28 protein-coding genes are annotated in these 26,427 nt (G+C 34.5%); 22 read left to right on the forward strand and 6 right to left on the reverse strand.

All coding sequences use genetic code 11. The features are described from left to right. Positions 1-134 precede the first annotated feature (134 nt). The 4 genes from BLR36_RS05620 to BLR36_RS05635 all read right to left on the reverse strand — a co-directional run bounded on the left by BLR36_RS05620 (position 135) and on the right by BLR36_RS05635 (position 3,607). Positions 135-1,697, reverse strand: a complete 1,563-nt coding sequence (locus BLR36_RS05620; RefSeq protein ID WP_093060735.1) for a YndJ family protein — start codon at positions 1,695-1,697, stop codon at positions 135-137. Next, entirely contained in the window at positions 1,687-2,298 is a 612-nt protein-coding gene (locus BLR36_RS05625; RefSeq protein ID WP_093060736.1) for a DUF4166 domain-containing protein, read from the reverse strand. The genes BLR36_RS05620 and BLR36_RS05625 overlap by 11 nt, the downstream gene beginning before the upstream one ends. A gap of 11 nt (positions 2,299-2,309) precedes the next feature. Further along, positions 2,310-3,212, reverse strand: a complete 903-nt coding sequence (locus BLR36_RS05630) for a DoxX-like family protein (RefSeq protein WP_093060737.1) — start codon at positions 3,210-3,212, stop codon at positions 2,310-2,312. 131 nt (positions 3,213-3,343) lie between these two features. Then, the gene (locus BLR36_RS05635; protein WP_093060738.1) at positions 3,344-3,607 is read right to left on the reverse strand and encodes a hypothetical protein; all 264 of its coding nucleotides are present in this window, start codon (positions 3,605-3,607) and stop codon (positions 3,344-3,346) included. A gap of 442 nt (positions 3,608-4,049) precedes the next feature. Here BLR36_RS05635 and BLR36_RS05640 point away from each other — a divergent pair, with 442 nt between their 5' ends. The 6 genes from BLR36_RS05640 (at position 4,050) to BLR36_RS05665 (ending at position 9,605) form a co-directional block, all read left to right on the forward strand. Next, complete coding sequence (locus BLR36_RS05640; RefSeq protein ID WP_093060739.1) at positions 4,050-4,793, forward strand: metal ABC transporter ATP-binding protein; 744 nt, start codon at positions 4,050-4,052, stop codon at positions 4,791-4,793. Beyond that, positions 4,790-5,653: a metal ABC transporter permease gene (locus BLR36_RS05645; protein WP_371326698.1), complete on the forward strand. Its 864-nt coding sequence runs from the start codon at positions 4,790-4,792 to the stop codon at positions 5,651-5,653. The genes BLR36_RS05640 and BLR36_RS05645 overlap by 4 nt, the downstream gene beginning before the upstream one ends. A gap of 23 nt (positions 5,654-5,676) precedes the next feature. Then, positions 5,677-6,621, forward strand: a complete 945-nt coding sequence (locus BLR36_RS05650; RefSeq protein ID WP_093060740.1) for a metal ABC transporter solute-binding protein, Zn/Mn family — start codon at positions 5,677-5,679, stop codon at positions 6,619-6,621. Between the two features lie 51 nt (positions 6,622-6,672). Next, positions 6,673-7,098 (forward strand): transcriptional regulator MntR, encoded by a 426-nt coding sequence (gene mntR / locus BLR36_RS05655; RefSeq protein WP_093060741.1) that lies wholly within the window; start codon positions 6,673-6,675, stop codon positions 7,096-7,098. A 156-nt stretch (positions 7,099-7,254) separates the two neighbouring features. Then, a complete protein-coding gene (locus BLR36_RS05660; RefSeq protein WP_093060742.1) occupies positions 7,255-7,500 on the forward strand; it encodes a hypothetical protein in 246 nt (81 codons plus the stop codon). Positions 7,501-7,604: 104 nt separating this feature from the next. Next, entirely contained in the window at positions 7,605-9,605 is a 2,001-nt protein-coding gene (locus tag BLR36_RS05665) for an ABC1 kinase family protein (RefSeq protein ID WP_093060803.1), read from the forward strand. A 64-nt stretch (positions 9,606-9,669) separates the two neighbouring features. On the opposite strand, the gene BLR36_RS05670 is transcribed toward BLR36_RS05665, so the two are convergent. Next, a complete protein-coding gene (locus BLR36_RS05670; RefSeq protein ID WP_093060743.1) occupies positions 9,670-10,272 on the reverse strand; it encodes a hypothetical protein in 603 nt (200 codons plus the stop codon). A gap of 155 nt (positions 10,273-10,427) precedes the next feature. On the opposite strand from BLR36_RS05670, the gene BLR36_RS05675 reads away from it, so the two are divergent. Next, complete coding sequence (locus tag BLR36_RS05675; protein WP_093060744.1) at positions 10,428-10,907, forward strand: DinB family protein; 480 nt, start codon at positions 10,428-10,430, stop codon at positions 10,905-10,907. A 54-nt stretch (positions 10,908-10,961) separates the two neighbouring features. Here the strand turns inward: BLR36_RS05675 and BLR36_RS05680 are convergent, their stop codons facing one another. After that, positions 10,962-12,749, reverse strand: a complete 1,788-nt coding sequence (locus BLR36_RS05680) for a S9 family peptidase (protein ID WP_093060745.1) — start codon at positions 12,747-12,749, stop codon at positions 10,962-10,964. Positions 12,750-13,007: 258 nt separating this feature from the next. Between BLR36_RS05680 and BLR36_RS05685 the strand changes: the two genes are divergently transcribed. From BLR36_RS05685 to BLR36_RS05755, 15 genes are all read left to right on the forward strand, one after another. After that, positions 13,008-15,530, forward strand: coding sequence for an EAL domain-containing protein (locus tag BLR36_RS05685; protein WP_093060746.1), 2,523 nt, complete (start codon positions 13,008-13,010; stop codon positions 15,528-15,530). Positions 15,531-15,799: 269 nt separating this feature from the next. Continuing rightward, positions 15,800-16,216, forward strand: a complete 417-nt coding sequence (locus BLR36_RS05690; protein ID WP_175453976.1) for a hypothetical protein — start codon at positions 15,800-15,802, stop codon at positions 16,214-16,216. 132 nt (positions 16,217-16,348) lie between these two features. Continuing rightward, complete coding sequence (locus BLR36_RS05695) at positions 16,349-16,915, forward strand: type 1 periplasmic-binding domain-containing protein (protein ID WP_093060747.1); 567 nt, start codon at positions 16,349-16,351, stop codon at positions 16,913-16,915. 141 nt (positions 16,916-17,056) lie between these two features. Beyond that, on the forward strand, positions 17,057-17,626 hold the full coding sequence (locus tag BLR36_RS05700) for a hypothetical protein (RefSeq protein ID WP_093060748.1): 570 nt from the start codon (positions 17,057-17,059) through the stop codon (positions 17,624-17,626). A 195-nt stretch (positions 17,627-17,821) separates the two neighbouring features. Further along, positions 17,822-18,544, forward strand: a complete 723-nt coding sequence (locus BLR36_RS05705) for a metallophosphoesterase family protein (RefSeq protein ID WP_093060749.1) — start codon at positions 17,822-17,824, stop codon at positions 18,542-18,544. A 435-nt stretch (positions 18,545-18,979) separates the two neighbouring features. Then, positions 18,980-20,035: an energy-coupling factor ABC transporter permease gene (locus tag BLR36_RS05710; RefSeq protein WP_093060750.1), complete on the forward strand. Its 1,056-nt coding sequence runs from the start codon at positions 18,980-18,982 to the stop codon at positions 20,033-20,035. Positions 20,036-20,120: 85 nt separating this feature from the next. After that, positions 20,121-20,930 carry a cobalt ECF transporter T component CbiQ gene (cbiQ, locus tag BLR36_RS05715; RefSeq protein WP_093060751.1) on the forward strand — a complete coding sequence of 270 codons (810 nt, stop codon included), beginning with the start codon at positions 20,121-20,123 and terminating at the stop codon, positions 20,928-20,930. Between the two features lie 30 nt (positions 20,931-20,960). Beyond that, positions 20,961-21,779, forward strand: coding sequence for an energy-coupling factor ABC transporter ATP-binding protein (locus tag BLR36_RS05720; RefSeq protein ID WP_254771333.1), 819 nt, complete (start codon positions 20,961-20,963; stop codon positions 21,777-21,779). Positions 21,780-22,090: 311 nt separating this feature from the next. Then, complete coding sequence (locus BLR36_RS05725) at positions 22,091-22,540, forward strand: NUDIX hydrolase (RefSeq protein WP_256371013.1); 450 nt, start codon at positions 22,091-22,093, stop codon at positions 22,538-22,540. A 265-nt stretch (positions 22,541-22,805) separates the two neighbouring features. Further along, on the forward strand, positions 22,806-23,714 hold the full coding sequence (locus BLR36_RS19165; RefSeq protein WP_093060754.1) for a methyl-accepting chemotaxis protein: 909 nt from the start codon (positions 22,806-22,808) through the stop codon (positions 23,712-23,714). Between the two features lie 329 nt (positions 23,715-24,043). Continuing rightward, the gene (locus BLR36_RS05735; RefSeq protein ID WP_093060755.1) at positions 24,044-24,463 is read left to right on the forward strand and encodes a VOC family protein; all 420 of its coding nucleotides are present in this window, start codon (positions 24,044-24,046) and stop codon (positions 24,461-24,463) included. A gap of 168 nt (positions 24,464-24,631) precedes the next feature. Next, positions 24,632-24,871 (forward strand): hypothetical protein, encoded by a 240-nt coding sequence (locus BLR36_RS05740; protein WP_139185065.1) that lies wholly within the window; start codon positions 24,632-24,634, stop codon positions 24,869-24,871. Further along, positions 24,868-25,215 carry a hypothetical protein gene (locus BLR36_RS05745; protein WP_093060757.1) on the forward strand — a complete coding sequence of 116 codons (348 nt, stop codon included), beginning with the start codon at positions 24,868-24,870 and terminating at the stop codon, positions 25,213-25,215. Before BLR36_RS05740 ends, BLR36_RS05745 begins: the two co-directional genes overlap by 4 nt. Before the next feature lie 142 nt (positions 25,216-25,357). Next, positions 25,358-25,801 carry a GyrI-like domain-containing protein gene (locus BLR36_RS05750; RefSeq protein ID WP_093060758.1) on the forward strand — a complete coding sequence of 148 codons (444 nt, stop codon included), beginning with the start codon at positions 25,358-25,360 and terminating at the stop codon, positions 25,799-25,801. A gap of 162 nt (positions 25,802-25,963) precedes the next feature. Then, positions 25,964-26,404 carry a YybH family protein gene (locus tag BLR36_RS05755; protein WP_093060759.1) on the forward strand — a complete coding sequence of 147 codons (441 nt, stop codon included), beginning with the start codon at positions 25,964-25,966 and terminating at the stop codon, positions 26,402-26,404. Positions 26,405-26,427: the final 23 nt, after the last annotated feature.

Here is a 26,427-nt window from a genome sequence, read left to right on the forward strand (position 1 = left end):
AAAAATGTATTAAAAAATATAGAGCAAATAATAGACAAGCTTTCTTGAAGTTAATAATTCCCTGTATATTACACAGTATAGTGAAGCACTAGTTTTGCGTTACATGGATCGCAAATGTTCAAAATACAATGTGCTTATTTCTTAACAATCGTATAGTTGATACTCAAAAAAGGAATGGCAAAGATTTTCATCCGATGTTTAGCATTAAGTAGTCCGTCAGGTAATTCTTCGATTAAAAACTGCTCTTGAAGTGGCAGCTTAAAAACAAACTTACGAATCGATAAGTAAATTCCTGTATCAAAAGAATAACCACCTCGACTTGTTAATAGCAGATTTCCATTGTTTAGCTCTTGCAGTTCAAGTATGCCAATCATTGATGAGAATGGGAGCGGCAATGCAATATTCATATATGTTTTCTCGCCTTTTTCATGTAAGGAATATAAGGCGACAAAAATAACGTTAGATTCTATTTTACGAAGCCATGCCCTAGTCTTATAACGACTATCTTCAACAGCTATAATATCGCCAATCATCTCCATTTTTCTAGAAGAATAGGGTAGATTCAACTGTTGGATTTTTTGACTAATAACTCCATAGACAGTGGCAAAAGGCTTAAACCATGTATGCCAATGTACTTCAGAAAACAATTGGTATTGTTTAGTATTTTCATAGAAGTCGATAATTCCAGGCTTCACATTTTTCTTATTAACATATATATCCATATTATCTACAAGTCCATTGTAGGTCTCGGTCCCTTTGTTACGTTCTAGTATTTGTTCGCCAATAACAAATTTCCCTCTAATATGGCTTATCGGAAAATTCCACTTTTCGTAGGAAGGAGCAGGTGTCCAAATTGACCAACCAATTACACCCCCTAATCCGAATAACAAACAATTTAAAAAACCGTGAAACTTCAACATAAACGCAATGCTTACTTGAAATACACCAAAAGCATTTCCAACCGCATAGAGTAAAGAGAAAATAATTGTAATACATAATGCACTAAACGAAATTAAAACTAGACTTTTTTGAAGCAGTCCTTTAAAAGGAATTTTAAACGCAATAACGATAAAACCATAAATACCAATAATGTATAAAAGGACAGCCATTAATTCAAGCCAAGGTGAAAATGTAATACCTGCTGCAACTATTAATGGTGAGACCAAAATAATCGAAGTAAAAACACGATAACTCTTATGTTTATAAACTCTCCCGACAAATCCTACAAAAATAGGTAATAGAAAAGAAGAATAATGAAAATGAATTGCTGTCAGCCAAGTTAACATAGGGGAGAAGCTAGTATCAATCCCTACTTCGAAAGCAAAAAACCAAATCCCTCCCAGGAATAAATACATGAGCCCAACATCTATTGAAAACTCCTCTAAATATGCAAAGCCTCTTTGAAGAAAACGACCAAATCCATATATCGCAATAGCAAGTGTAAACAGTAAATATAAGAAAGCTAGTGCAATGTCAAAGCTAGTTTCATTTGTTACTTGCAGTACAACAACTGAAAAAATAGCGGGAAGGACAAAATAATATATTCTGAGTTTTACTTTAATAATAAGTTGTAAAGTTAATGGGACAAACAAAATCTGCGCTATTGACAGCATCAAAAAATACCAAGGGTTTACAGTAAAAAATGCAGTCACAGCGAACAAAATAATATGTATCCCAACAAGCCACTTAAAAATCATCAGATTGGAATTCTCCCTTATATTCAAATAAAGTACCGATCAATGGGTTCGTAATTAATACTTGTATATAAAAAGCTTCATTTTCTTCCATATAGCATTCTTTGACTAAAACATTTCCTTGGAACATTTTTGGAATGGGGAGTTCCCATTTTCCCAACACAATTCGTTGTTTTTGAGATTCGATCCTTAGATGACCTTGATCTGTAACTTTAAAAGTCAACTCAGAGTAAAAGAGACTAGGCTCACCTAGGTAGTCCTTCACTATCTGCTTATTTTTATCTAAAGTCATAAGAGCATTAAAATCTCTGTTACAATTTTGGAAATAAAACCTTCTTTCCCAGTGAACCTGTTTCTCCCCATTAGGACCAATTTGTTGTTCATTGATAATATGAAAAGGTATATTATTGCCATGTTCAGGAAACAAAAACTTTCTGCGTGCAGCAAACATTTGGAAAGGATATAACCATTTGGGACCACTAGTTATTTTATACATCACTCCAGTTGCCTTAAAGGATTTAACTTCTTCAAATCCATATCTATTTTGAAGCATTGGTTGCAACTTATAAAATTGTTCTCCAAGAATTTCTTTATAAATGGACATATACAAGCACCTTACCTTACGCGATTACAGCTTCTCGCTGTGGGGATATCTTTGCTAGATAACAAGCCAATGATCGTTAGAACAATTAAAGATAAATTAAATGTTGCCGGATTGAACGGATGTGAAAGTACCGAAGAGTCGGCAGTTATTGCAAAAATGGTTAGCAGTGGAAGTAATACTAATTGCAATCTTAGTAATCTCCTTTTATTTCGGTAAAGAATCCATATTAAGCCGAAGATAATCTCTATAATACCTATGACTGCGACAACATTATGGGCATCGTTTAGCTTGAGAGGAAGCAAAGCACTAGTCAAGGCGACTTCTTCTGGATGCATCATGATTAATTTGGGTACTAATCCTTGATAAATCCAAACGAAAAAGAATTGAAAGGTAATAATCCAATGTGTAAAAAATCGAGTAAATTGCGTTGACGGAGTATCTCCTTTTTCAAGCCATCTTTTTAACACATCAAAGCTTAATGCCGTTGCCCAGCCTATTACTGGTCTGAAAGTAATACTGTCCAGAAGTTTACCAAAAGCACCATATGCCGCATCGTAGTCGTATTGAGTGATAAACTTAGTGGTATTATTTTCGGGCACATACTTCCAATAACCTTTTCCTTCTTTAATAGGAGAAAGAAGATGATCCGTTCCGAAATGTAGGGACGATGTCCTTGAATCATCTTTTGCATGAAAAGTACCGACGCTTTTTCCCCAACCCTCTATAGCAAAACCAAATCCTATATTTGTTTTATATTCAAAAAGTTGAGCTTCATTTTCTTCTTTTGGTAAATACGTAATAGAAGAAAAACGTAAATCCCATTGCTCGTGCAAGTTGGGATTCTGGGTAGCCTCCCATACACGTTCTATATTTTCATTGATGCTAATTTCTACATATATTGGTTTGTTTTTCATTATGCACCCCTCTGTTGAGAATACCATAATAGAATAGAATTTTTACTTATAAATCTGCTAATCTCCAAATTTATATAGAATTCTTAGCAAAAAAAACACTCTTCACTATTAAAAGTGAAAAGTGCTTTCGTTTAGTCATTCGCATCATCCGTTGAATCGTTTATTGAACCCTCATCCTGTGTTTCTGCATCCTCTTCTTCCTGTACATCATCTTCCTCTATTTTTTCTTCTTCATTATTTGCTTCGTTTTCTACACCCGTATCATTTTCTCCATCATCCTCTATCATTGGATCATTTACTTCGATATCTTCCACATCTGTATCGTCATCGCCACATGCTCCTAGTATTAGTAAAGAAGATAAAGCTAAAGGTAATGCAATCATTTTTGTTTTCAAAATAATTTCCTCCTATAAATATTATTTTATTGGTCTTAATATATATGTACCTCAATTTGGAGCACTTAAACTGTTAAAGTTATTTTATCTACTTAAAAAGCAAATGGGCTTACGTTTTAACATCAGTGCTATCATCAACAAACGTATGCTATAGAAATGAGATGATGATTTATTTAAGAATGTGTATTTATTTTTTTTATTGGTAGTTTTGAGGGAACTAATATGAAGTGGGCTTCATATACTTTAAAGACAAAATCTACTTTCCAAACATAATTAGCAGTTAATTAGCTTTTTTTTAACCTAAAAGTTTCCTTAAGGAAAGAATAATGCGTGTAAGAAAGTATTGGTGCTTTTATCATTTTGAATAATGATGAATATCTCGGAAAAAAATTGCCCTTGTGCAAATTTCGGGCATTTAATATTAGCGGAGGAGGGGTTATTTGTGAAGACAGCCATTGCAGTAAATGGATTATATGTGTCCTACTACGGTAGTGAGGCTTTGAAAAATGTTAGTTTCACAGTTGAAGAAGGGAATTTAGTGGGTATTATTGGGCCGAATGGTGCAGGGAAGTCAACATTATTAAAAGCATTATTGAACCTTATTCAAAAGGAAAAAGGGGAGATTGCGATTCTAGGTAAGACGATTAAGGAAATGAGGACAAAAGTAGCTTATGTTCCACAACGAAGCAGCATTGATTGGGATTTTCCTATTACTGTTATTGATACTGTGCTACTCGGCACGTATCCAAAATTAGGTATATTTAAACGTCCGAAGAAAATAGACAAAGCATTTGCGCATGAATGTTTGGAAAAGGTAGGGATGACAGAACTTCGTAATCGGCAAATTGGAGAACTTTCAGGCGGGCAGCAACAAAGAGTCTTTCTCGCAAGAGCATTGGCACAAAAGCCAGAAGTCTATTTACTTGATGAACCATTTGTTGGTGTTGATGTTACGAGTGAAGAAACGATCATATCTATCTTGAAGCAACTTCGTGACATTGGAAAAACCGTAGTTGTTGTTCATCATGATTTGAGTAAGGCAACTGCTTATTTCAATGAACTAATCCTTTTGAACAAAGAACTCATTGACTTTGGAGAGGTGGAGAAAGTGATTCGACCAGAAGTATTAGATAAGGCTTATAACAATCAATTCTCCTCTTTGACAAATCTGGAGGTGAAAGCATGATAAATTTCATGGATGCCCTTATGTTTTATGGATTTTTACAAAAAGCATTGATTACCTCCATTATGGTTGGAATTATTTGCGGGGTGATCGGTTGTTTTATTATTTTGAGAGGAATGGCTTTGATGGGAGATGCTATTTCACATGCCGTGCTACCAGGTGTTGCTTTGTCCTATATGCTCGGTATTAACTTCTTTTTTGGGGCAGTATTTTTCGGTGTACTGACCTCACTAGGTATTGGTTTTATAAGTCAGAACAGCCGTATTAAAAATGATGTTTCGATTGGAATTATGTTCACTGCTGCATTTGCCACTGGGATTATAATGATCACACTTATGAAAAGTAGTACTGATTTGTATCATATTTTATTCGGAAACGTGCTTGCAGTTCGACCATCGGAGATGTGGTCAACATTGATTATCGGAGTTTTTGTTCTGGTATGCGTTTATGCCTTTTACAAAGAACTTCTCGTCAGTTCGTTCGATTCAACAATGGCTGCAGCATACGGGCTACCAACAAGAGTTATCCATTACTTCTTAATGACACTTTTAACGTTGGTGACAGTAGCTTCCCTTCAAACAGTTGGGATTGTGCTTGTTGTAGCGATGCTCATCACTCCAGCTGCTACCGCATACTTGTTGACAAATCGTCTTTGGGTCATGATTTTCCTATCAGCAGGAATCGGCGTGTTAGCTTCCATATTTGGCTTGTATTTTAGTTATACCTACAATTTAGCATCAGGTGCGGCTATAGTACTTGCTGCTACGGTACTTTTTGTTCTTGCATTTGTATTTTCGCCCAAACAAGGCTTGGTGTTTCGTGCGATAAAGAACGTTAGAAAAAGAGAACTATTATCTCGTTAGTAATATAAAAACGGAGGGTTTAGATGAAAATTCATAAATTATTACTATTTATTACCAGTATTTCTTTGGTCTTTGTTATTGCAGCTTGTGGAAAAGAAGATGTGAAAGCAGCGAACGATAATAATGATAAAATTCAAGCAATTGCCACATACTCCATTATTTACGATATCGTCAAAAATGTTGGTGGTAATCGTGTAGAGGTTCATACTTTGGCTCCAGTCGGTTCGAATCCACACGAATATGATCCACTGCCAAAAGATGTACAACTAACAACGGATGCAGATGTCGTTTTTTACAATGGGCTGAATTTAGAAGGGGGGAACTCCTGGTTTGAAAAGTTGTTGCTTACTGCAGGTAAAGCGGGAATAGAGGCACCAGTATTCCGGTTAAGTGAAGGAGTAAAGCCAAAATACTTAACATCCAAAGGAAAAGAATCAGAAGAAGATCCACATGCATGGTTAGACGTTCGTAATGGAATTAAGTATGCGGAGAATGTGAAAAAAGGGTTGATAAAAGTTGACCCAGAACATACCGATGTTTATGAAAAAAATGCAAAGGAATATATCTTGAAACTGGAAAAGCTACATCAGGAGGCTGTTAATCGTTTTAGCGAAATTCCTAAAGAACAGCGACTGTTGATTACAAGCGAAGGGGCATTTAAATATTTCTGTGAAGCATATGGTTTTGAAGCGGCCTATATCTGGGAAATTAACGCAGAAAACCAGGGGTCGCCTGATCAAGTAAAGGCCGTTGTTGATTTTATTCGTTCGAAAAAAAGCCCTGTCTTATTTGTTGAAACAAGTTTAGACCCACGTAGTATGGAAATGGTTTCTAATGAAACCGGTGTTCCAATTTTCGGGAAAATTTTTACTGACTCCATTGGTAAGCCAGGAGAGGACGGCGATACTTATATCAAAATGATGGAATGGAATATTAATATTATTTTAAGTGGATTAACAGAAAAATAAGCGTATGTTACATTGAAATTTTGAAGGTACTATTGTAAAGGAGGGCTTCAAATGCCTACACCGAGCATGGAGGACTATCTGGAGGAAATTTATTTACTCAACGAAAGTAAAGGCTACGCACGAGTGTCAGATATTGCAGAAGCTATGTCGGTTAATCCTTCATCTGTTACAAAAATGGTTCGAAGACTTGATAAAGAGGGATATCTAGTGTACGAAAAGTATAAACCCTTAATACTGACTACAAAAGGAAGCAATATGGGGAAGAGACTAGTAGACCTACATGAATTGTTAGAAAGTTTTTTAAGAATCATTGGGGTTAATGAAGAAAATATTTATAAGGATGTAGAAGGAATCGAGCATCATATGAGTATGAGTTCTATTATAAAAATTGAAAACCTTGTTCAATATTTCAAAGAAGATTCCGCTCGACTTGAAAAGTTGAATGAAATTCGCAAGAAATCGGATTTTCCTCAATAAGATTTGTAGCTTTAATATTTGTATAGTTAAACTGCACACTTACTTGAATAACCATCAAAAGCGTAGGATACGAAATTTAACTCTGGTCATTAACCATCTTGCATAATATCTAAATAAAAATGGATACTATTTAGAAAAGCAAAAGGAGAGATATTAATGGCCATGTGTCCTTTATGTAACTCGTTAAAAGTATTAAATATAAATTGCCCCAAATGTAATAATCTATTAGAGGATTCTGGAAAAGTATCTGATTTTTTAGATCCGTATGGTCATTATAATGATGAAGAAACTGTAAAAATGGGGGATGGTTATCCAAATACAGCTAAAGATCAGATTTGTCCACACTTATTGGTTTGTAATAATTGTCGATATGATGTAGTGAAGTTTGTCCAAGAAGAGTAACTGTATTTGGAATTTTTAGATATGAATATTGTGAAAGAAACAGAAGATTAATAAAATGAAAGAAAGGGAATAGACATAAGGTGGATGAAAGGAGCGTGTTATATGTGATTTATGTGAAAATATTAGTTCAAATTTTAATTATTTCAGGATTCATCTTTTTTGTGAGTGGTCGTTTAATGGGATCACAGATTAACTTTTTTAAACGGATAATGGCAGTCGCGATTAGTGTGTTTTTTACGTCCTTTGTATACTGGTACGCCTATTTACGTGGAACAGATTTCTTATCGGAAAGTTTTGTTTATACGTATATGGATGTCAGTACTATTATTTGGATTGGGAGTATGTTATTAATATCCATGTTGCTTTACCTTTTCTTTGAATTATTTGATCCGATGGCAATAGGGGAAAAGGGTGAAAGAGTATCTGGGAATAAATCATTGTGGATTCGCTTACGAAATCAATGGCGTGGACAGAGAAGAATGCGACAAGTTGTCCAAATTGCAATGAAAAACGGTATTTCTCGTACAATCAAATATTCAAAATTCAAGGAAAGTGAACGCGAATTAGCTAAAGCATTAAAAGATACGTTGGAGCAATCCGGTGGTATTTTTGTGAAGTTTGGTCAAGTTCTTTCTACAAGAGGAGATATATTACCAACTGCATTTATTAAAGAATTAGAATCGCTGCAGCAACATGTAAAGCCTCTAACTAACGAACAAGTAAATTCTATTTTAGAATCCTACCTGCCTTATAAAATGGAGGATATGTTCGTCGAATTTGACTTAACTCCTATTGCCTCGGCGTCTATAGGTCAAGTACATAAAGCAATTCTTAGAGAAAACAATAAAGAGGTAGTAGTGAAAATTTTACGACCTGATATAAAAGATATGATGCGTGATGATTTGAATATATTAGTAGACTTTGCGTCATGGTTCTCGGAAAAATCTACATGGGCTGAAAAACTTGGGTTTCGCGAACTTGCACTTGGCTTTGCAGAAAATCTAAGAGAAGAAGTTGATTTTGAGATTGAAAAGCGAAATGCTATTCAAGTAACTACTGCCTTGAAAGATAGTACGTATAAAGTGAAAATACCTCATATATATACAGAGCTTAGCAATAGCCATTTGATCGTTTTTGAATATGTTCATGGACAGAGTGTTGCAAATGGGGATACATTATTTCGATCACTTGGAGTAGACAGAGAGCAATTTGCAAGGACTGTCTTGTATTCGTTTTTTGATCAATTACTTTATTCTGGAATATTTCATGCAGACCCACATCCAGGCAATATCTTTATAGATGATGTGGACGGAACTCCTATTTTCTTAGACTTTGGAGCTGTTGGTCGCTTAGCACAACCTCAGCAAGAGGGTATGAAGTTATTCTTATTGGGTATTCAACATAATGACGCAGACGTTCTATATGATGCACTCTCTCTATTAGTAGAGGATGTAGATCATATTGAACGAGAGAAATTGGAACATGCGATGGCGCAATTATTATTGAGAATCTCTTATATTTCTCATATTCCAACCGAAGAACTGATTTCAGCATTTTTTGAAGTGGTCAACAAATTCGGTTTATCTTTCTATCCATCTGTAGGAATCGCTCTAAGAGCTATAGTCACACTCGATGGAACATTACACATGATTAAGAGTGACTTTGATATTTTTAATGAAGCAAAAGACTATTCTACAGATTATATGTCAGCGTTATGGAAAAAACCATTTAAGGAACCAAAGCAGACCTTTGAACGTTTGGAGGAAGAAGTAGCATTACTGTTACCAACTATCCGTAAAATACCAAGGCGAGTAGATCATCTCATTCAGCGAGTAGAAAGTGGTAAAATAACATTACACCATGATATCTTTTCGGATAAAAATAATTCAGTGTTTGTCACACAATTATTTTCTCGTTTCATTTTACTTATGGTCGGCATTACATTTGGTATTATCTCGGTTGCATTATTAGCAATTGGGCAATTTATAGAAGCAGAATATGCAGTCTATATGAATACGGCTGCATATGTAGGACTATTTTTATGTGCAGTTTTATTAGTACGACTATCTATACAGGCTATAAGATTGATGAAAAGTGATCGGTAAATAAAAAGAAAGGCATAACCCCCATTTCCTTTTGAAGTGGGGGTTATGTTAATCTGATATAAAATTATTCAGCTGATAAGGCGGGATGCTCCCAGTAGCTATCTGCGACAGCCGGTAGATTTTTGGCATTAAAGTTATTAAAATTTATTTTATTTAGTGTTTCTCTACTAATTAGAACTACTATAACATCATCGTTCTTAACATTTCCGTACCGATCTGTCAGTGGGGCTTGTACGATCAAGGTAGCCTGATTAACTTCGTCTAGTGATTTCATCGCCTTCATAAATTTTACTGTACTATTTAAGATAGAAAGTTTTAAGGAATCTGCAGACTCAAAGTTTACTTCCAGTGCAATAGTTTCGACAACACCACTTTCAAATCTAGACGATAGAACAGCATTTTCCTTTTCTATATTCGTTGTCCCGAAATTCTTCATAATTATTTCCGCTGCAATTACTTCCGGAGACTTATCGCTTTGTGCCATTTTTTCATTTAACTCTTGTTTTTCCATTTTTTTATAAAAAGGTGAGTCGGTTACTTCTACTTTAACTGGTTCCTCTTTTTCTGTTTGATTGACTACATTTGCAATAACTGCTATTCCTAAAAATAGAACGAACAAAATAAAGCTCCATCGTTGATAAAAAGGTTGCTGCGTATTATCTGCCAATATGAATCTCCTTTCGTAATAGGAACGTATCTATTATTTTATGCATAATTGAAAGTAAATTATGTCAAAAAAATGCCCCAGGTAACTTAAGTTGAATATTTCACGAACTATAATTACAATGAAATTGATGTTACTTATGAATGGAGTCGGTATAAATGTATAGAACGGTAAATGATTTTATAACAGATTGGTCTGTTGCGGCGGAAGGAACACTTCGAGTCCTCCAGTCATTATCTGATGAAAAATTAGATCAAGCAATCGTGGAAGGGCATAGTACTCTAGGATGGCTAGGATGGCATCTTGCTACGAGCCCAGCATTTTTTGCAGGATTAGTAGGGTTGGATGTAAATTCTGCAATCGGAGCCAAAAAAGATCAGGTTAATGCTACGGATATTGTGGAGACGTATAAAAGAGTAGTGGAGAAAGTAAAGCACGAGACAGAAGCTAATTTAACGGACGAAAAATTAGTGGAGAAAATCGAAAGCTTTGCTGGAGATACGACTAGAGGGGCATTACTTCGTGGTCTTCTAGACCACCAAACGCACCACCGTGGTCAAATGACCGTTCTTCTACGCCAAGCAGGACTTCCTGTTCCTGGTGTAATGGGACCAACAAAAGAAGAACAACAAGGTTAATCGAGTAAAATTTAAAGTGCCGATATAGGGAAGCTCCCTTATCGACACTTTTTTTTAGATATACCGATCTAAGAACTCCAACATTTTCCCATAAACAAGTATTTCATTTTGCTTTTTCGAAAAACCATGCCCTTCATCTGGTAATACCATATATTCCACATCTCTACCTTTTTCCTTTAAAGCTGCGACAATTTGGTCAGATTCTTTTTGTACGACCCGTGGGTCATTAGCCCCTTGAATGACAAGCATAGGTTTTGTCATCCCATCTAAATAAGTGATTGGGGAATCTTCTATAAATTTTTCTTTATCTTTTACTGGATCTCCTACCCACTGAATCATGTACGATTTCCAAAACTCGGGTACGGAATCTACAAAGGAAAATAGATTACTCGGACCAAATATATCTACAACTGCCTTGAAGTACTCGGCATGGCGTCCGTGTAGTAAAAGGGACATATAGCCTCCATAACTGCCACCTAAGAGTAGGATTTTATCTCTGTCGACAAATCCTTCTTTAATCAACCATTCCAAGCCTTCTAAATTATCTAGACGTGGTCCATGTCCCCAGTCGCCTTCTACTAATTTCATAAATTTTAGACCATAGTTAGAGGAACCACGTAAGTTTGGAGCGAAAATGGAATACCCTCTGTTGAGTAGGAATTGGAACATCGAGCGAAACCATTTTCTCTCTAAGGACTGAGGCCCACCATGCGGCCATAAAATGACATGACCGTTGGAATATTCTTCTTTTGCTTTGAAAAGCAAGGCTTCAATTTCTAGACCATCAAAAGAAGGATAAGTGATGATTGTTGGTTCTACCAGCATTTCATCTGAAACTCCTGGAATTCGGAATTGAGTTAACTCTTCCCATGATTCACCATTGTTTCTTGAAATAAAGACATTATTTGGTCTAGTGGAAGTCCGTCCTTTGATATAAAGATTACCCGTAGGCATTACGATAAATTTTTCTACGACACTTGTTGGTGTTTTAACTTTTTTTAGTTCTCCACTTTTTAAATGGTATTCATATAGACGATCTTCTACTCCATATGAACCTAACAAATAAATACTTTGTTTTTCTTTAGAGAATTTTATCCCTGAGAAATCCTCTTTATCCATATCTATAACCTTTTTAAATGCCTTAGCTTCTAAATCGAACTTAGCTAAATAGGTTAAATCAGAATTATAGTTTGTTAAGAAATATATCTCGGATTCGGAAGTATACAGCATATCCGTAACGGTGTGTTGTTCCTCCGTCTCAGGGGTTAATAATATAGTTTCCTCTTCAACATGGACATAGGCTAATGAGTAAGTATTTCCAAACTGTTTACTTGAAACAAAAGACTTTTCATCTGGAGAGACAGCACCTATTGAGGTAGGAGCAGTATTGCCTTCGAGTAAAAGCTTCTCCTCGCCAGTTTCAATATCATATAGATAACTATTCAGGAAGCTTGCATTTCCTGCTGTTGTTGAATAGTAAAGACGTTTTCCATCTTTCGTCAAATAGCTTAAGAAATGACGTTCGCCTTCATTGCTTCGGAGCGGAATCAGTTTGCCGCCTTGAGGAGAAAGAGCATAAATTTGTGTGTTTTCATCTCCGTCTTTATCAAAACCGGCAACGATAAATTCACCAGTTTCTGCGTAAGTTAAAAAGTCTACACTCTGATTATTAAACGTCAGTGGGTATGGAAATTGATTAGGCAAATCCATTCCCCAAAGATTAAAATGACCATTTAGGTTTGTACTGATTACAAGCTGTTTTTCGTCAGGACTAACAGTGAAATTTTCCACTGTTAATGTTTGAAAAAATTGTTCTACATCAGGCTTATCAAATTTAACCATTCTCATTCCTCAATTCTATTAAGATATGATTTATTTTATCATAGTAATGAGTTAGTTATGAGGATTTTAACGAAATATTAATTATAATCTAAATATTTTAAAAGATAATAATTAACGATTCTGTTGAAGTACCCTATTGAGTATATTTCAAAATATCGCGCATTAAATTAGATTTTATTGTAAGATTATAGGTATTAGGGTAAAATTTTAATTATTTCAAAATAGCTCTTTAGAATTAGGAAGAAAGGAGTATATTCTATGACAAAGCATATAGATAAAGATACTTTTTATCGTTCCTTGTTTATGCATAACCCAGAAATAGCTCTTTATTTAGATAGCGATGGTGTTATTGCTAAAGCAAATCAAAATTTGTTTAAAAGGACAGGTTATAAGGAGGAAGAAGTTTCAGTTTCCCCACTTTTCAAGTATCTACCAAAGCATGAACAGGGTAATTATCAGAAAAACTTCTTGGAAGTCTTGAACGGAGTACCAAAGAGTATGGACACTTTCTTCATACATAATAATGGGGAGAGTATACCGATTCATATTGTTCTGATTCCTGCGATTGTAGAGGGTAAAGTAACTGGTGCTTTCGGAATTATAATAGATAAATCTGAAGCTCTAAAACTTGAAAATAGTTTACTGGAATCGGAGATGAAATTTAGAGCTATTGTGGAGGAAGCTTTGGTAGGTGTCTATATCTTAAAAGATAACTGCCTTTTATACGGCAATCCATACTATCATCAACTACTCGGAACAAAGTACGGAGATGTCAACATCGACATTATTAATTTCGTTCATCCAGAAGATATAAATGAACTCCAATCCACCTTTGATTCGTTAAAAGAAGGTGAGGAAGGAATAACACATTATTGTCGTGTAATTCGTAAAAACGGTTCTGAGATAGAAATCGAAGCACATTCCAAATTAATATTTATAGACCAAGACCCAATAATTTTGGGTACGATTATAGATATAACAGAGAGAAAGGAATCTTGGGATAAAATCAATTTCCTTGCCTATTTTGACCAATTGACAGAGTTGCCAAATCGAAAGTCCTTTGAAGAGACCTTGGAAAAGGAATTAGTAATCGCTAAAACGTTAAATCAGAAATTGGCAATTATGTACCTAGATTTAGATAGATTTAAATATACAAATGATACACTCGGTCATCATGTTGGGGATGAATTATTAAAAGCTATTTCTAAACGTCTTCTGATAGTACTCGGAGATGAACACCAACTATTTAGGATAAGCGGTGATGAGTTTGCTATAATCTCTCCTGACTGTAAAACTATCAATACGATAATAGACAAAGCAAATCAAATCATTAGTGCTATGGAAGAACAATTTGTTATCGAATCATATACCCTATCTATGACAACAAGCATTGGAATCAGTCTTTTCCCGACTGATGGTGAGGATACAATTTCCCTGATGAAAAATGCAGATGCAGCCCTACATCATGCGGAACAGGATGGAAAAAATACTTTTAAAGTATATTCTTCTACAATGGATATTCGAACATATAGGGCTTTTAAGTTAGGATCTGACATCCGTTTAGCACTTGAAAATGATCAATTAGAGTATTACTTTCAGCCAAAGGTAAGCACTGAGAATAATGAAATGGTAGGAGCAGAAGCATTAATTAGATGGAATCATCCAGAATGGGGGATACTATCTCCAAATGAGTTCATACCAATTATTGAAGAGCATGGATTAATAGCTGAAGTTGGCATTAAAATGAATTGGAAGGTAGCCAAACAAATTAAAGCGTGGCAAGAAATGGGCTTACCACAAATACCTATATCGGTGAACTTATCAGCAAAACGATTTTTGGATAAAAATCTTGTCAATAACTTTCAAGAGATTTTGGAAGATACCAAGCTTGATCCTGAATTTATCGAAATAGAAATTGTTGAAACTTCTATGTTAGAAAATGAGAAAATTGTGTTGAACACTTTAAATGACCTCATTAGAACAGGAATAACAATTTCCTTAGATGACTTTGGTACAGGCTACTCATCATTATCTTATTTAACCAAGTTTAATAAGTATATTGGTACATTGAAGATAGATCGTTCCTTTATAACCCATCTAAGTCAAGATGAAGAGAATGAATCGAACTTAATCACTAAAACCATGATTACACTTGCCGACAGCTTAAGGATGAGCGTAATAGCTGAAGGTGTAGAAACTTATGAACAATACCAAATTTTAAAGCAAATGGGTTGTAAGGTTGTGCAGGGATATTTATTTTCAAAGCCTCTACCAGCATCTGAATTTGAAGAATTATTAAAGATTGGGACAATTGATATTCCTAATGCCCCCCAATTAGAAAATCCAGCAATAGAGGAACAAAGAAAATTTTTCAGAGTCCCTCTTCATTTCCCACTCAGTGGTTCAATGACTATTACACGAATCAATGGACGTATGGTGGACATAGGAAAAACAGTAGTATTAATCGAGGATATTGGTTTAGGTGGACTTCGCTTTTTAACAGATTTAAAGCTTACCGTAAATCTGAATATAATACTTGAATTTGAGACTTACTTATTTGGTGAACCTATTAAGCTACTTGGCTCCATTGTCTGGATGAATGAAATAAAAACGGATATTTATCAATATGGTTTAGAATATGCTTTTGAAGAGAGTGAACGTGCTGAGTTTACGCCAATTTTAAATAAGCTTGCTATAAAGCTTCGTCAGGCTCCTATTGTCCCAGACTGTAGTTTTGTAACTGAGGACCGTTACAATTTTATAAAAAAATTACGCAAATAATATTTGCCATAGTGTTTAATTAAGAGTTCTATGTATAGGAGTTATACAGCCAGACATACTCTAAGATTAGCAAACAATTAGGCAACACTTTTTTTCGAATTAAACTTAACGTGTGCTTTACTTCCAAAAGGAGTAAAGCTTTTTTCATATTGTAGACAGTTTAGCATATAAGTGTACCTTAATATGGTTATTCTTCGTCTAACACTAAAAGGGGGGACTTACTACTTGTTGCTGGTTGTCATAATTCAGAAGATTATACAAATCAAAAGATGCCAGATGACTTTAATTTTACTATAATCTATGGAACATACGGAAAACAAAAAATAGATACTTTTAATAATGTTGTAGTTAAAGACCTTGTTGAAGACGGAACAATCGAAGCTAGCATTTCACTTACCAAAAAAGAAAAACAAGCAATTTATGATGAGATGATGAAAATAGATATAATGGGTGAATTAACTTTGAACGATTTGGATGAAGAAAATGAGTGTCAACACGGAGCATCCACGATTTCGAAATGGAATAATCAAATGAACTGTAGAACAAAAAGTTTTTACTATAAAACTTATTGTGAATATCCAGAGGACGTTCTGAACTTAATTAAACTTAAAGAATACATTCATAAAGTTGTTTCTTCTAAAAACGAATACATGGCTCTTCTAGAGGCAACAGGAAATTATGAGTAATATTTTTTTCACCCACGAGCTTTAGTAAAAGGTCAGCGGTTGCTGGGCAAAGCACGTTAGTTGAACAAATTTCCACAAAATTTATGGAAACGAAAACTACCTTATTCTGTTTCCTAAAGGAGTGATGAGATAGTGAAAAAACTTAGCTTAATCTTGTCTTTAATATTTGTAACAACGGGGTTATTAGGCTGTCAACAAAGTGGTAAAGAGGAGGAACTCACCAACGAGATATCTAAAAATGGAACTAATTCTACTACTCAAAATATGCCAAAAAATATGCCTGAAGATTTTGACTTTTATATTCAGTTCGGTGTACAAAAAAAGAATGAAGTCAATACTTTCAAAGACACTGTGACAAAGGATTTAATAGCGGATGGTATTGCAACCACTGAGTTAATCTTAACAGAAGAAGAAATGAAAAATATATATGAGAAAATGCAAGAAATTAATATAGTTGAAACGAAAGAATTTACACCTGAGCCTATAAACGGAACGGTTTGTATGCAAGAACCGTATGAAGAAGATGTGTGGAAAATTATGATCAATGGTGAATCGTTTACACATGTAATTTCAGGGAAGTACTGCGAACCAACGAACGAGGCAAAACAACTAGTTGAGTTGAGAAATTACGTCCTTAATATCATTAAAAGCAAGGACGAATATAAATCACTTCCCGTGTCCAATGGTGGGTACGAATAAGTATTTAACAAACGGCGCTTTACTTTAAGAAGGAGTAAATCTTTTTTATTAAACTAAAACAACAGGTACTGCAATAAGAGGGCATTTATGGGAGAATGTCGAAGTAATTAAATAAATAACTCATTAATTAGGGGTGTTTTAGTGAAGAAACTATTTTTATGGATTATGGCAGTATTGGTTATTTTAGTTTTAGGAGTCGTTGTTTATATATCCCAAAATTATCATTCTACTACTTTAGGTGCTTTAAATGAGCTGAAAAAAAAGACAGTTGGGCAAGTACTCTCACTATCTGATGATACGTTAGCTTTAGTTATTCATGAAGACGGGAATATATCAATAGGCTATTCCGAAGCACTTTACACGGCTGGTCTGTATAAAGATTTTGACGTTTATCAAAGTCAATTAAACGTATATGATCTAAAGCAAGAAAATGATATTCCCTACACAAACTCACCGAAAGAAGCTGGTTTATCCTTTGGACTGGTTAAAAATAGGGATATTGAATATTCGATCAGAGAAATGAAATTGTTAAACGAAAACGCAAATAAAGTTTTCCATTTGTATGAGTATATAGATGATCCAGTGCTAAAAGATATTAAGTTTTGGTATATATATTCTGACTTTGCCCCAGGAAGCTCCGTGAATGAAATCTATTTTCTTGATAAGGAAAAAGAAGAAGTACAATTAAATAAAAAATTTATTCAAAAATGATGGATACAAGTGAATAGAATATGTTTATTGAACTTACGTAACAGATTAGTTGAAGAATGTTGTTTAACTTAGAGGAGATTGCAAATGGATAATCTGGTCCTTATTGTATTTTTTGATGAAACTAGTATTATCATTTTATAAAATTTAGGTAAAATTTAATATATACAGACGGTATTACTAAAGGGGGAAATTTGTTTGTCAAAAATAGCAATTATTTCGGATATTCATGGTAATTTAACTGCATTAGAATCGGTTCTAAAAGATATAGAAAAACGTGGTGTAGATCAGATATATTGTCTGGGAGATTTGGTTGGGAAGGGTCCGCGTGGTTCGGAATGTATCGAACTTGTTAGAAAGCATTGTGATAAAGTCATTCATGGGAATTGGGATGTGTTTATCCAAGTTGAAACAGATAATGAAATTATTAAGTGGTCCCAAAGCCAGCTAACAAAGGAGGATTTTAACTACTTGGCCTCCCTACCTTTTCATATTGAATTTGAGTTAAATGGAAAACTGATTCGTTGTTTCCACGCATCACCGAGAAGTGTTTTTGAGCGAATTGCACCTGAGTATCATCCCTTAGAAAAGTGTATGTCTCTTTTTCAGAATAGTGAAGAAACCAAATCACTTCACTCGAAACGTACTCCAGATATTGTGTTTTATGGAGATATTCATATAACTCTATTAAGAAGTTATGAAATCGGTACCCTTTGCAATGTAGGGAGTGTGGGTTTAGATTTAATTGATGCTACATATGTTATTGTTGATGGTTCATATGGAACAAATTCGATTAACTTTGTACGTGTTCCTTATGATAGAGAAGCAGAACTGGCGGCGGCAAGAGAACTTGGAATGGTAGGTTATGAGCAATATTATAAAGAAATTATGTATGATCAATTTACGGAAACGAAAAAGTAATGAAGGGGAGCGGGTGCTTTACTTCCTTACTATAAGTGTTTTAATAGTTGTTGTATCAGTAATCTCCTCAACACTAGAATAAGGACAGAACTAAAGACTGTGGAGAAAAACTTTCTCCACAGTCTTTTATTGAGTTTAAAGCAAAACATAATAAAAGATGTTTAATGATATTTTAAAAAAATAGAGGTTATGGAAGTAATTATACATGCATATATTAAAACATGCTTAATCGTACTACAAATTATAACAGACATATTACATTATTAAATATTTATGAGTATTCTTAAAGCAATCCGAATACTAGTAGAAGTGAGATTCGCAATATTTTTGTGCTTGATTTTAAAACCATAACTATTGAATTAACTCATGAAGAGAATGAGTATTGTGCTTGCTTTTTTGTGGGTTTTTTTACTTTTGGGAGAGGGGTCGAACAATATGCACATGGCTGATGCTTTGCTTTCACCAGTAGTAGGTGGTTCAATGCTGGCAGCCTCAGTAGTAGTTGCTGCTTATTCTATTAAAAAGACTCAAAATGAATTGGATGAGAAGAAAATTCCTCTTATGGGGGTAATCGGTGCGTTTGTTTTTGCTGCACAGATGATTAATTTTGCTATTCCTGGTACAGGCTCTAGTGGTCATATTGGTGGCGGAATGCTATTAGCCATATTACTTGGTCCATATGCAGGTTTCTTGACGATGGCATCCATTCTGATGATTCAAGCATTATTTTTTGGTGATGGCGGATTGCTTGCATACGGCAGTAATGTATTTAATTTAGGTTTTTTTACATGTTTCGTAGCCTATCCGTTAATTTATAAATGGTTTACCCGAAAAGGTATTTCACCGAAAAGAATCTTTTGGGGTACATTGATTTCAGTTGTCATTGGTCTTCAGTTAGGAGCATTTAGTCTTGTACTTGAGACCCTTTTATCAGGTAAGACGGAGTTGCCTTTTGTAACGTTTCTCCTCTTGATGCAGCCCATTCATCTTGTCATAGGGATTGTTGAAGGATTAATAACAGCTGGAGTAGTAGCCTTCGTATGGAGAGAAAGACCAGAAATCTTGGAAAAAACAAGCGCTGGACTACCATTAGGAAAGGTATCAATGAAAAAGGTTTTAACCGGCCTTTCTATTGCAGTTGTTGTAATAGGAGGGGGTCTTTCCTGGTTTGCTTCTACTGATCCTGATGGTTTGGAGTGGTCGGTGGAAAAAACAGGAGGCACCACTGAGCTTGAAGCTTCTAGCAGTATTCATAACGTTTTAGCAGATATTCAAAGTAAAATCACTTTTTTACCTGATTATGGATTTAAAACTAGTGAAAGTGATAACGAGGTAAAAGCAACTGCCCAAATTGAAGAAGTATGGCCTGCAGTCAATACTGGTACAAGTGTTTCAGGAATAGTTGGAGGGGCGCTGACTCTAGTTTTAGCAGGATTGACAGGTCTCATTATCAGTCTCTCTAAAAAAAGAAAAGAAAAAGCAACCTTATAAATGATTTGAATTCCTGCAAATATGGGATGTAATTAAATGAATCAGCCTGTTCAGCTGTTAAACTTTCGATAGGAATTGATTTTACATGTCAAACATAAAAAGTTCTTTGTATAATTTGAGGGTTCTAGATGACTTGGCTCGGAAGGAAACCTCTATTCATCTGGTTCACCCACTGACTAAGCTATTAACCACAGTTGTGTTTTTGACTGTGGTTCTATCTTTTGGAAGATATGAAATAGTCGGTCTGCTCCCATTCTTTTTTTATCCGATAGTCATAATTACTGTTGCAGAAATACCCCTCGGACCCATTTTAAAAAGAGTTCTACTTGCGATGCCTTTTATCATTGGAATCGGAATCTTTAATCCAGTATTTGATCAGCAAACAATGTCAGCCTTTGGATTGATATTTTCGAAGGGCTGGGTGACGTTTCTATCTATATTGATCAAAAGTTGTGTATGCGTTGGGGCGAGCCTTTTACTCATTGCAACCACAGGAATGGACAGTCTTGCTGCAGCATTAAGAATGCTTAAGGTTCCAAAGATTTTTGTTTTACAGCTATTATTAACGTACCGATATATTTATGTATTGATTGAAGAGATTTCTCATATGATGCTGGCATATTCTCTACGTGCTCCGAGACAGAGGGGAATCCATCCTCGTGTTTGGGGTTCTTTCGTAGGACAACTCATCTTAAGGACCTTTGACAGAGCGCAAAGGATATATGATTCAATGGCATTGCGAAACTTTAACGGAGAGTATCATACAGGAAAAATAGATAAGAATTGCTGGAAAGATATGGTCTATTTGTTTGGGTGGTGTTTGTTTTTTATCATCGCGAGAACAAACAATTTGCCAATGTTAATAGGTTCATTTATTACAAAGGTGGTGAACTAATTGAGTTATCATATGTTGGAGGTAAGGGAATTGAATTTTGATTATCCAGACGGATATGAGGCCATAAAAAACATATCATTTACTATCCGTCGAGGGGAATCAGTTGGAATTATTGGCGCGAATGGTGCTGGAAAATCTACTCTACTTATGCTATTGATGGGGGTTCTTTTTCCTAAGAATGGGCAAGTTTTAGTCGATGAAGTGGCAGTGAGCAAAAAAACATTGCCGATGATTCGGCAACAGATGGGTATGGTTTTCCAAGACCCGGATGATCAGTTGTTTATGACGACAGTCTATGATGACGTAGCGTTTGGGCCACGAAACTATCTTCTTAGTGAACAGGAAGTGAACCAACGAGTGACAAAGGCTTTGGAATTGGTTGGAATTTCGCATCTGAAAGACCGAGCGCCGTTTAGATTATCAGGAGGAGAAAAACGAGCAGCAGCTATTGCATCTGTATTATCAATGGAACCGGATATACTTATTATGGATGAACCGACATCCGCTTTGGATCCTAAATCACGCCGAAGATTAATCTCTTTACTAAATAGCTTTGAACATACGAAAATTATTACAAGCCATGATTTAGACACGATAGTTGAGACCTGCAGTAGGACCATCGTTATCAAAGCAGGAGAAATAGTGGCAGAGGGCAAGACGGTGGAGATTTTAACCAATGAGGAATTGCTTGATCACTGCGGTCTTGAAATGCCACTTTCACTGCAAAATTGCTCTATATGTGGTTCTGAGAAGGATTTTTTTACAGAAAAGACCAAGTACTCAACAACAAACACCTATGGCATTCAAACAATAGAACGCGATTGTAGGGTATCTCTTGTAGAAAATTGAGTGATATTATTGAATGCATGTTTTATTAAGGATACTATTGGCTAGCATATGCTACTTATAGTATCCTTTTTTGACTTACTAATTTATTTCCAATTTCATTTTTTTATATACTACTTGATTTGATATTATCTTATTCTACTAACAAGAATATTGAATTTAACTGAATGCTCTAAGAAATAGAGGATTCAGTTATTGCTTTATGGAAGTACAAGTAGAAAGAATAGAAACACCTAGGAGGGATTACAATTTTTAATAAGGTAATAGAAGCACAGCAAGTTCAAGTAGATATTAGGATAAATTACAGAGAAGCAATAAGAGCTATTATATTTCAAAAAAATAATATTCTTTTAGTTCGTTCGAACAAGGGGGATTATAAATTTCCTGGCGGAGGGGTCGAAGGGAACGAAAGTCATTCGGAGTGTCTCATTCGTGAATTGGCAGAAGAAACTGGGTATATTAACTGTAGTATTAAAGATAAGCTAGGATCAGTTATTGAAAAGAAATTAGACGAATTTGACAATAACGCTCTATTCCAAATGACTTCACACTACTATCTTTGTGAATTAATAAATGATGAAAGAATCGCCCAACAATTAGATAATTACGAGTTGGCACAGGAATTTACACCAGAATGGGTTTCCATTAATGATGCAATTGGTCAAAATGAAAAAGTTATGAATAGTTTAGGTAGTGAAAAGAACAGTTGGATAAAACGCGAAATCTTTGTATTAAAGGAACTCAAAAATAAATTAAGATTATAGCTAAAAAAATAAAATTAAAATGGAACTTCCGGAAAATGGAAGTTCTTTATTTTTGTCTTTAAACAATCAACAAATAACTTTAAAGTAACAAAGATTAATTATTTATAATAATCTTTGTATAACGTTATTAAATTAAGTTTGACAATAGTTGTTATTACATGTTTAATAGAAACTAGATAATAATCTGGTTCTTAATTAATAAATGATAGGTAAAGAAATAATCTACATGGATTAATAGAAATTGATAAATGGGGAATAGACAAATATGATAACAGCAAATAATCATGTAACGGACGAGCTTGTAATCAATGCCATTAAAAATAATTTAGCCATAATAAGGTTTGATGTGAATCGGAAAGTCGCATATGTGAATGATTTATTTGCGCAAACTTTACATTATTCTTTAGAAGATATGTATGGAAAGAACCATGAAGAGTTTTGCTTTCCTGCTTTTGTGAAGAGTCCAGCATACGAAAGATTTTGGCGGAATTTACTTTCTGGAAAAAGTTTTCAAGATAAAGTGGAGAGAATGGATGCTTCAGGAAATATCGTTTGGTTGGAAGCTACTTATATGCCTATTTTTGCAGAAGGAACAAGTAAAGTCATTGGGGTTTTGAAAATAGCGACTGATATCACTAATCGTCAAAATTCCATTGTACAAGTAGCAGATGATTTGAAACAAATGTCAGCAGAGTTATTCAATCGCTCAGAAACTGGAATTACAAGAAGTGAAGAATTGGGAGATACTATTAAGCGAATTGCTAAAGATTCGCAGGAAAATGTAGAAAACTTGGTCAGATTACATAATCAGACTGATTCCATTAAAGGAATTGTCAAGACGATTCGACAAATTGCCTCTCAAACCAATTTGTTAGCCTTAAATGCTGCTATTGAAGCTGCAAGAGCAGGTGAATATGGTCGTGGGTTTGAAGTAGTAGCAAAGGAAGTAAGAAAACTTTCTGTTCAAGTAGAGCTTTCTATTTCTGAAGTTAAAGATAATATTGAAGGCATTGTACAAGAAATTGAGCAAGTGACCGAGAATATTACTCGTGTATCTCAAAACGTAGAGGAAACACATCAACAAACTCTTGTAGCCATACAAGATTTCGCGGAAATTTCTTCGTCAGCTGAAGCACTGGATGAACGAGCTCATAATTTTAAAGAGATCATTTAAAAGAGCAACTTCGTTTAAATATTCTAAACAAATAGAGTCAAAACAGCCCTCTAGACCTGATTCCAGTATGTAAACTGGACTTAGGTCTTTTCATTTTCCTCTTTTTTATGTGAGTGAGTTGTATAGTTCACTCTGAGTTTGGTTAGATAATTCTGAACGGTTGGAAATATGCTAGAAAATGTATTGCATTCGGTGGTTGTCTGACTGAGGCTCAAGCTTCATATTACTTCATAGAATAATAGATGACATAGGATGTATTTTATTAGAAGGAGAAAGGTATGTAAAAAGAGAATTGTTTATTATATCAGAATTTGGAAGGAGTTTTAAAAATGAGCGAAAAATTATTGAGGGTTGGAACTTCTTATATTCCAGTGTCAAATGTAGAACTCTCATCTGAATGGTATGTAAAAAAATTAGGTGCAGATTTATCTTATAAAGATGAAGACAAAGCGATTTTGAACCTTGCAAACCAAAGTATTTTTCTTGTGAAGTCAATTGAAAGACAAACCTCAAATTTCATTGATATTTATGGTGTAGAACGTTTTTCTCTAACTTTTGAAGTAAATGGGTTAAATGCTTTAGAAACTCTACATAAAGATTTTGTAGAAAATGAGATAAGAGTTGAAGAAATTGAAAACAGAGGACATACTGGAATGAATTTTGTTTTTTATGATATAGATGGTAACAAATTCGATGTATGGAGTGAACTTAGTCCAGTTTTTAAAGAAAAATATTTAATGTCCAAATAACCAAGAATAATCTTTTTGCTAATGAAATAAATACTTCATGAAGAAATAGATCATTTTTTTTGAACTAAAGCTGAGTTAAGTCAAAGAAGGAATAATTAGGGGAATACGGAATATATAAGTGGCTATCATTCCTCAACATTGAGGGGAGTCATGGAAGGAGAAGTCCAATTGAAAAGTAATATTCCTCTATTTGTATTTCTATCTTCATTATTATTAATAACTAGCTGTACGTCTAGTAATTCGGCAGAAACAGATGTAACAAAAAAGGAGAATGTAACGAGTATAGTAGATGAGAAAGTGCCAAATATTGCTGACACAGAAGTAGAGTTTTCTTATTTAACCGACTTCTCGGAAGAAGAATTGAAGTCATATAACAATTTACTGAGGAATATGATACAAAATACTTGAATGGCTTTTCACCAGAAAAGATTATACTAATATACATTCATTCAGCAGTTATCGATGATATAGAAGCAATCTATTCGTTGGCTTATATTGATGGTGGGTTACCTGATTTCAATACTTTTAAAGAAAAATATTATAAAAATCTTAACATATCCAACTACGAAATCTACGAAATAGCCTTAGATTTCAGATATTATGATTCAATCAAAGTAAAACAAGAAGATAGTAATGGCTTATTAGTCGAATTAATGGTTAGCTACGGAAAGTTTACAGCTTCCACCTTAATGGAATTAAAAAAAGAAAATGATATTTGGAAAATTGTTTTACCAAACTCCTTCAAAAAGTGAGTTTTTTGAAGGGACTAAGTCTTTTTTTTATTGAACTAGCGCAGCAGGTTAGTTCAATAAAAGATTGCCATAGGAAGGAATTCCATTTGTTAAAAGAGAATTGTAATACAAGGGGTTATTAAAGTCGTTGGGGGGGACATTGGTGGAATGTAAAAAGGTTAAAAAAATCTTTAGAGTTGTGGGTATAAAAGGTGGTGGAGCTTTTGATAATTTTGGTGCCGAAGTTCCAACACTTGCTCAACATTTTATCACTCGTATAGACGAAGTTAAAAATCATTCGGGTACTGAAATAGCCCTTTTCGAACCTAAAAAGGATGGTAACCATCTGAAAGGTCACTATTACGTTGGAATTATTGTAAATGAGACTCTAAAACAAGTTCCAGATGGGATGGACTATATCGAAACTGATCAATCCTATGTCACGACTAGAAGTAATATACTTAATATCGATCATCTACATGACCAATTATTAAAATGGGCAGATGATCAGGGTTATATAAGGGATTTAGATTCTTACATTATTGAGACCTATCATCCAGTAGAAGATGGTGAAGAAGTAGAGATTTATTTACCAATCCATCTTTAAAATTCCACTTGAAAGTTTTCATAAGGATAGTATACAAAAGAGTAGAATTGTTAAAATCAGTTAAATTATATATTGTGTGTTGAAAAGAAGAGTAGTTACGAACAGATTGTTTCAGAGAGCTCTTTAGAAGCCTTTCTGAAATTAGTAAAGGGGATGTAGTTAATGACGGAGGTTTTTTTAAAAGTCGAAAACGTACTTGAAAATTACAAAACAGCAGTTTACGAAAAGGATGTTGAAAAATTCTTATCTATGTATGCTCCTGATATTCATATTTATGATTGCTGGGGAAATTGGGAGTGCAAGGGTATTTCTTCATGGAAGGAAAATGTGATCGAATGGTTTAATGGATTGAATGAGGATGGTGTTTTAGTTAAAGTTGATATTAATGATCTGGTAGTGGAAGAAAATTCATATCTCGCATTTGTTCATTGTGCTGTAACATTTGCTGGCCACAAAGAAGAATCCGGTGAAAAACTTCGTCAAATGACAAATCGGTTCACATTTGGAATAAAAAAAGTGAATGAATCTTGGCTCATAGCTCATGAACATTCATCCCTACCTATAGATATGGAAACTGGTAAGGGAATTTTTAACTTGAAGTAAAAAATATACTATTTTAATTCGAG

Source organism: Psychrobacillus sp. OK028 (assembly GCF_900103605.1).
Taxonomy (GTDB): Bacteria; Bacillota; Bacilli; order Bacillales_A; family Planococcaceae; genus Psychrobacillus.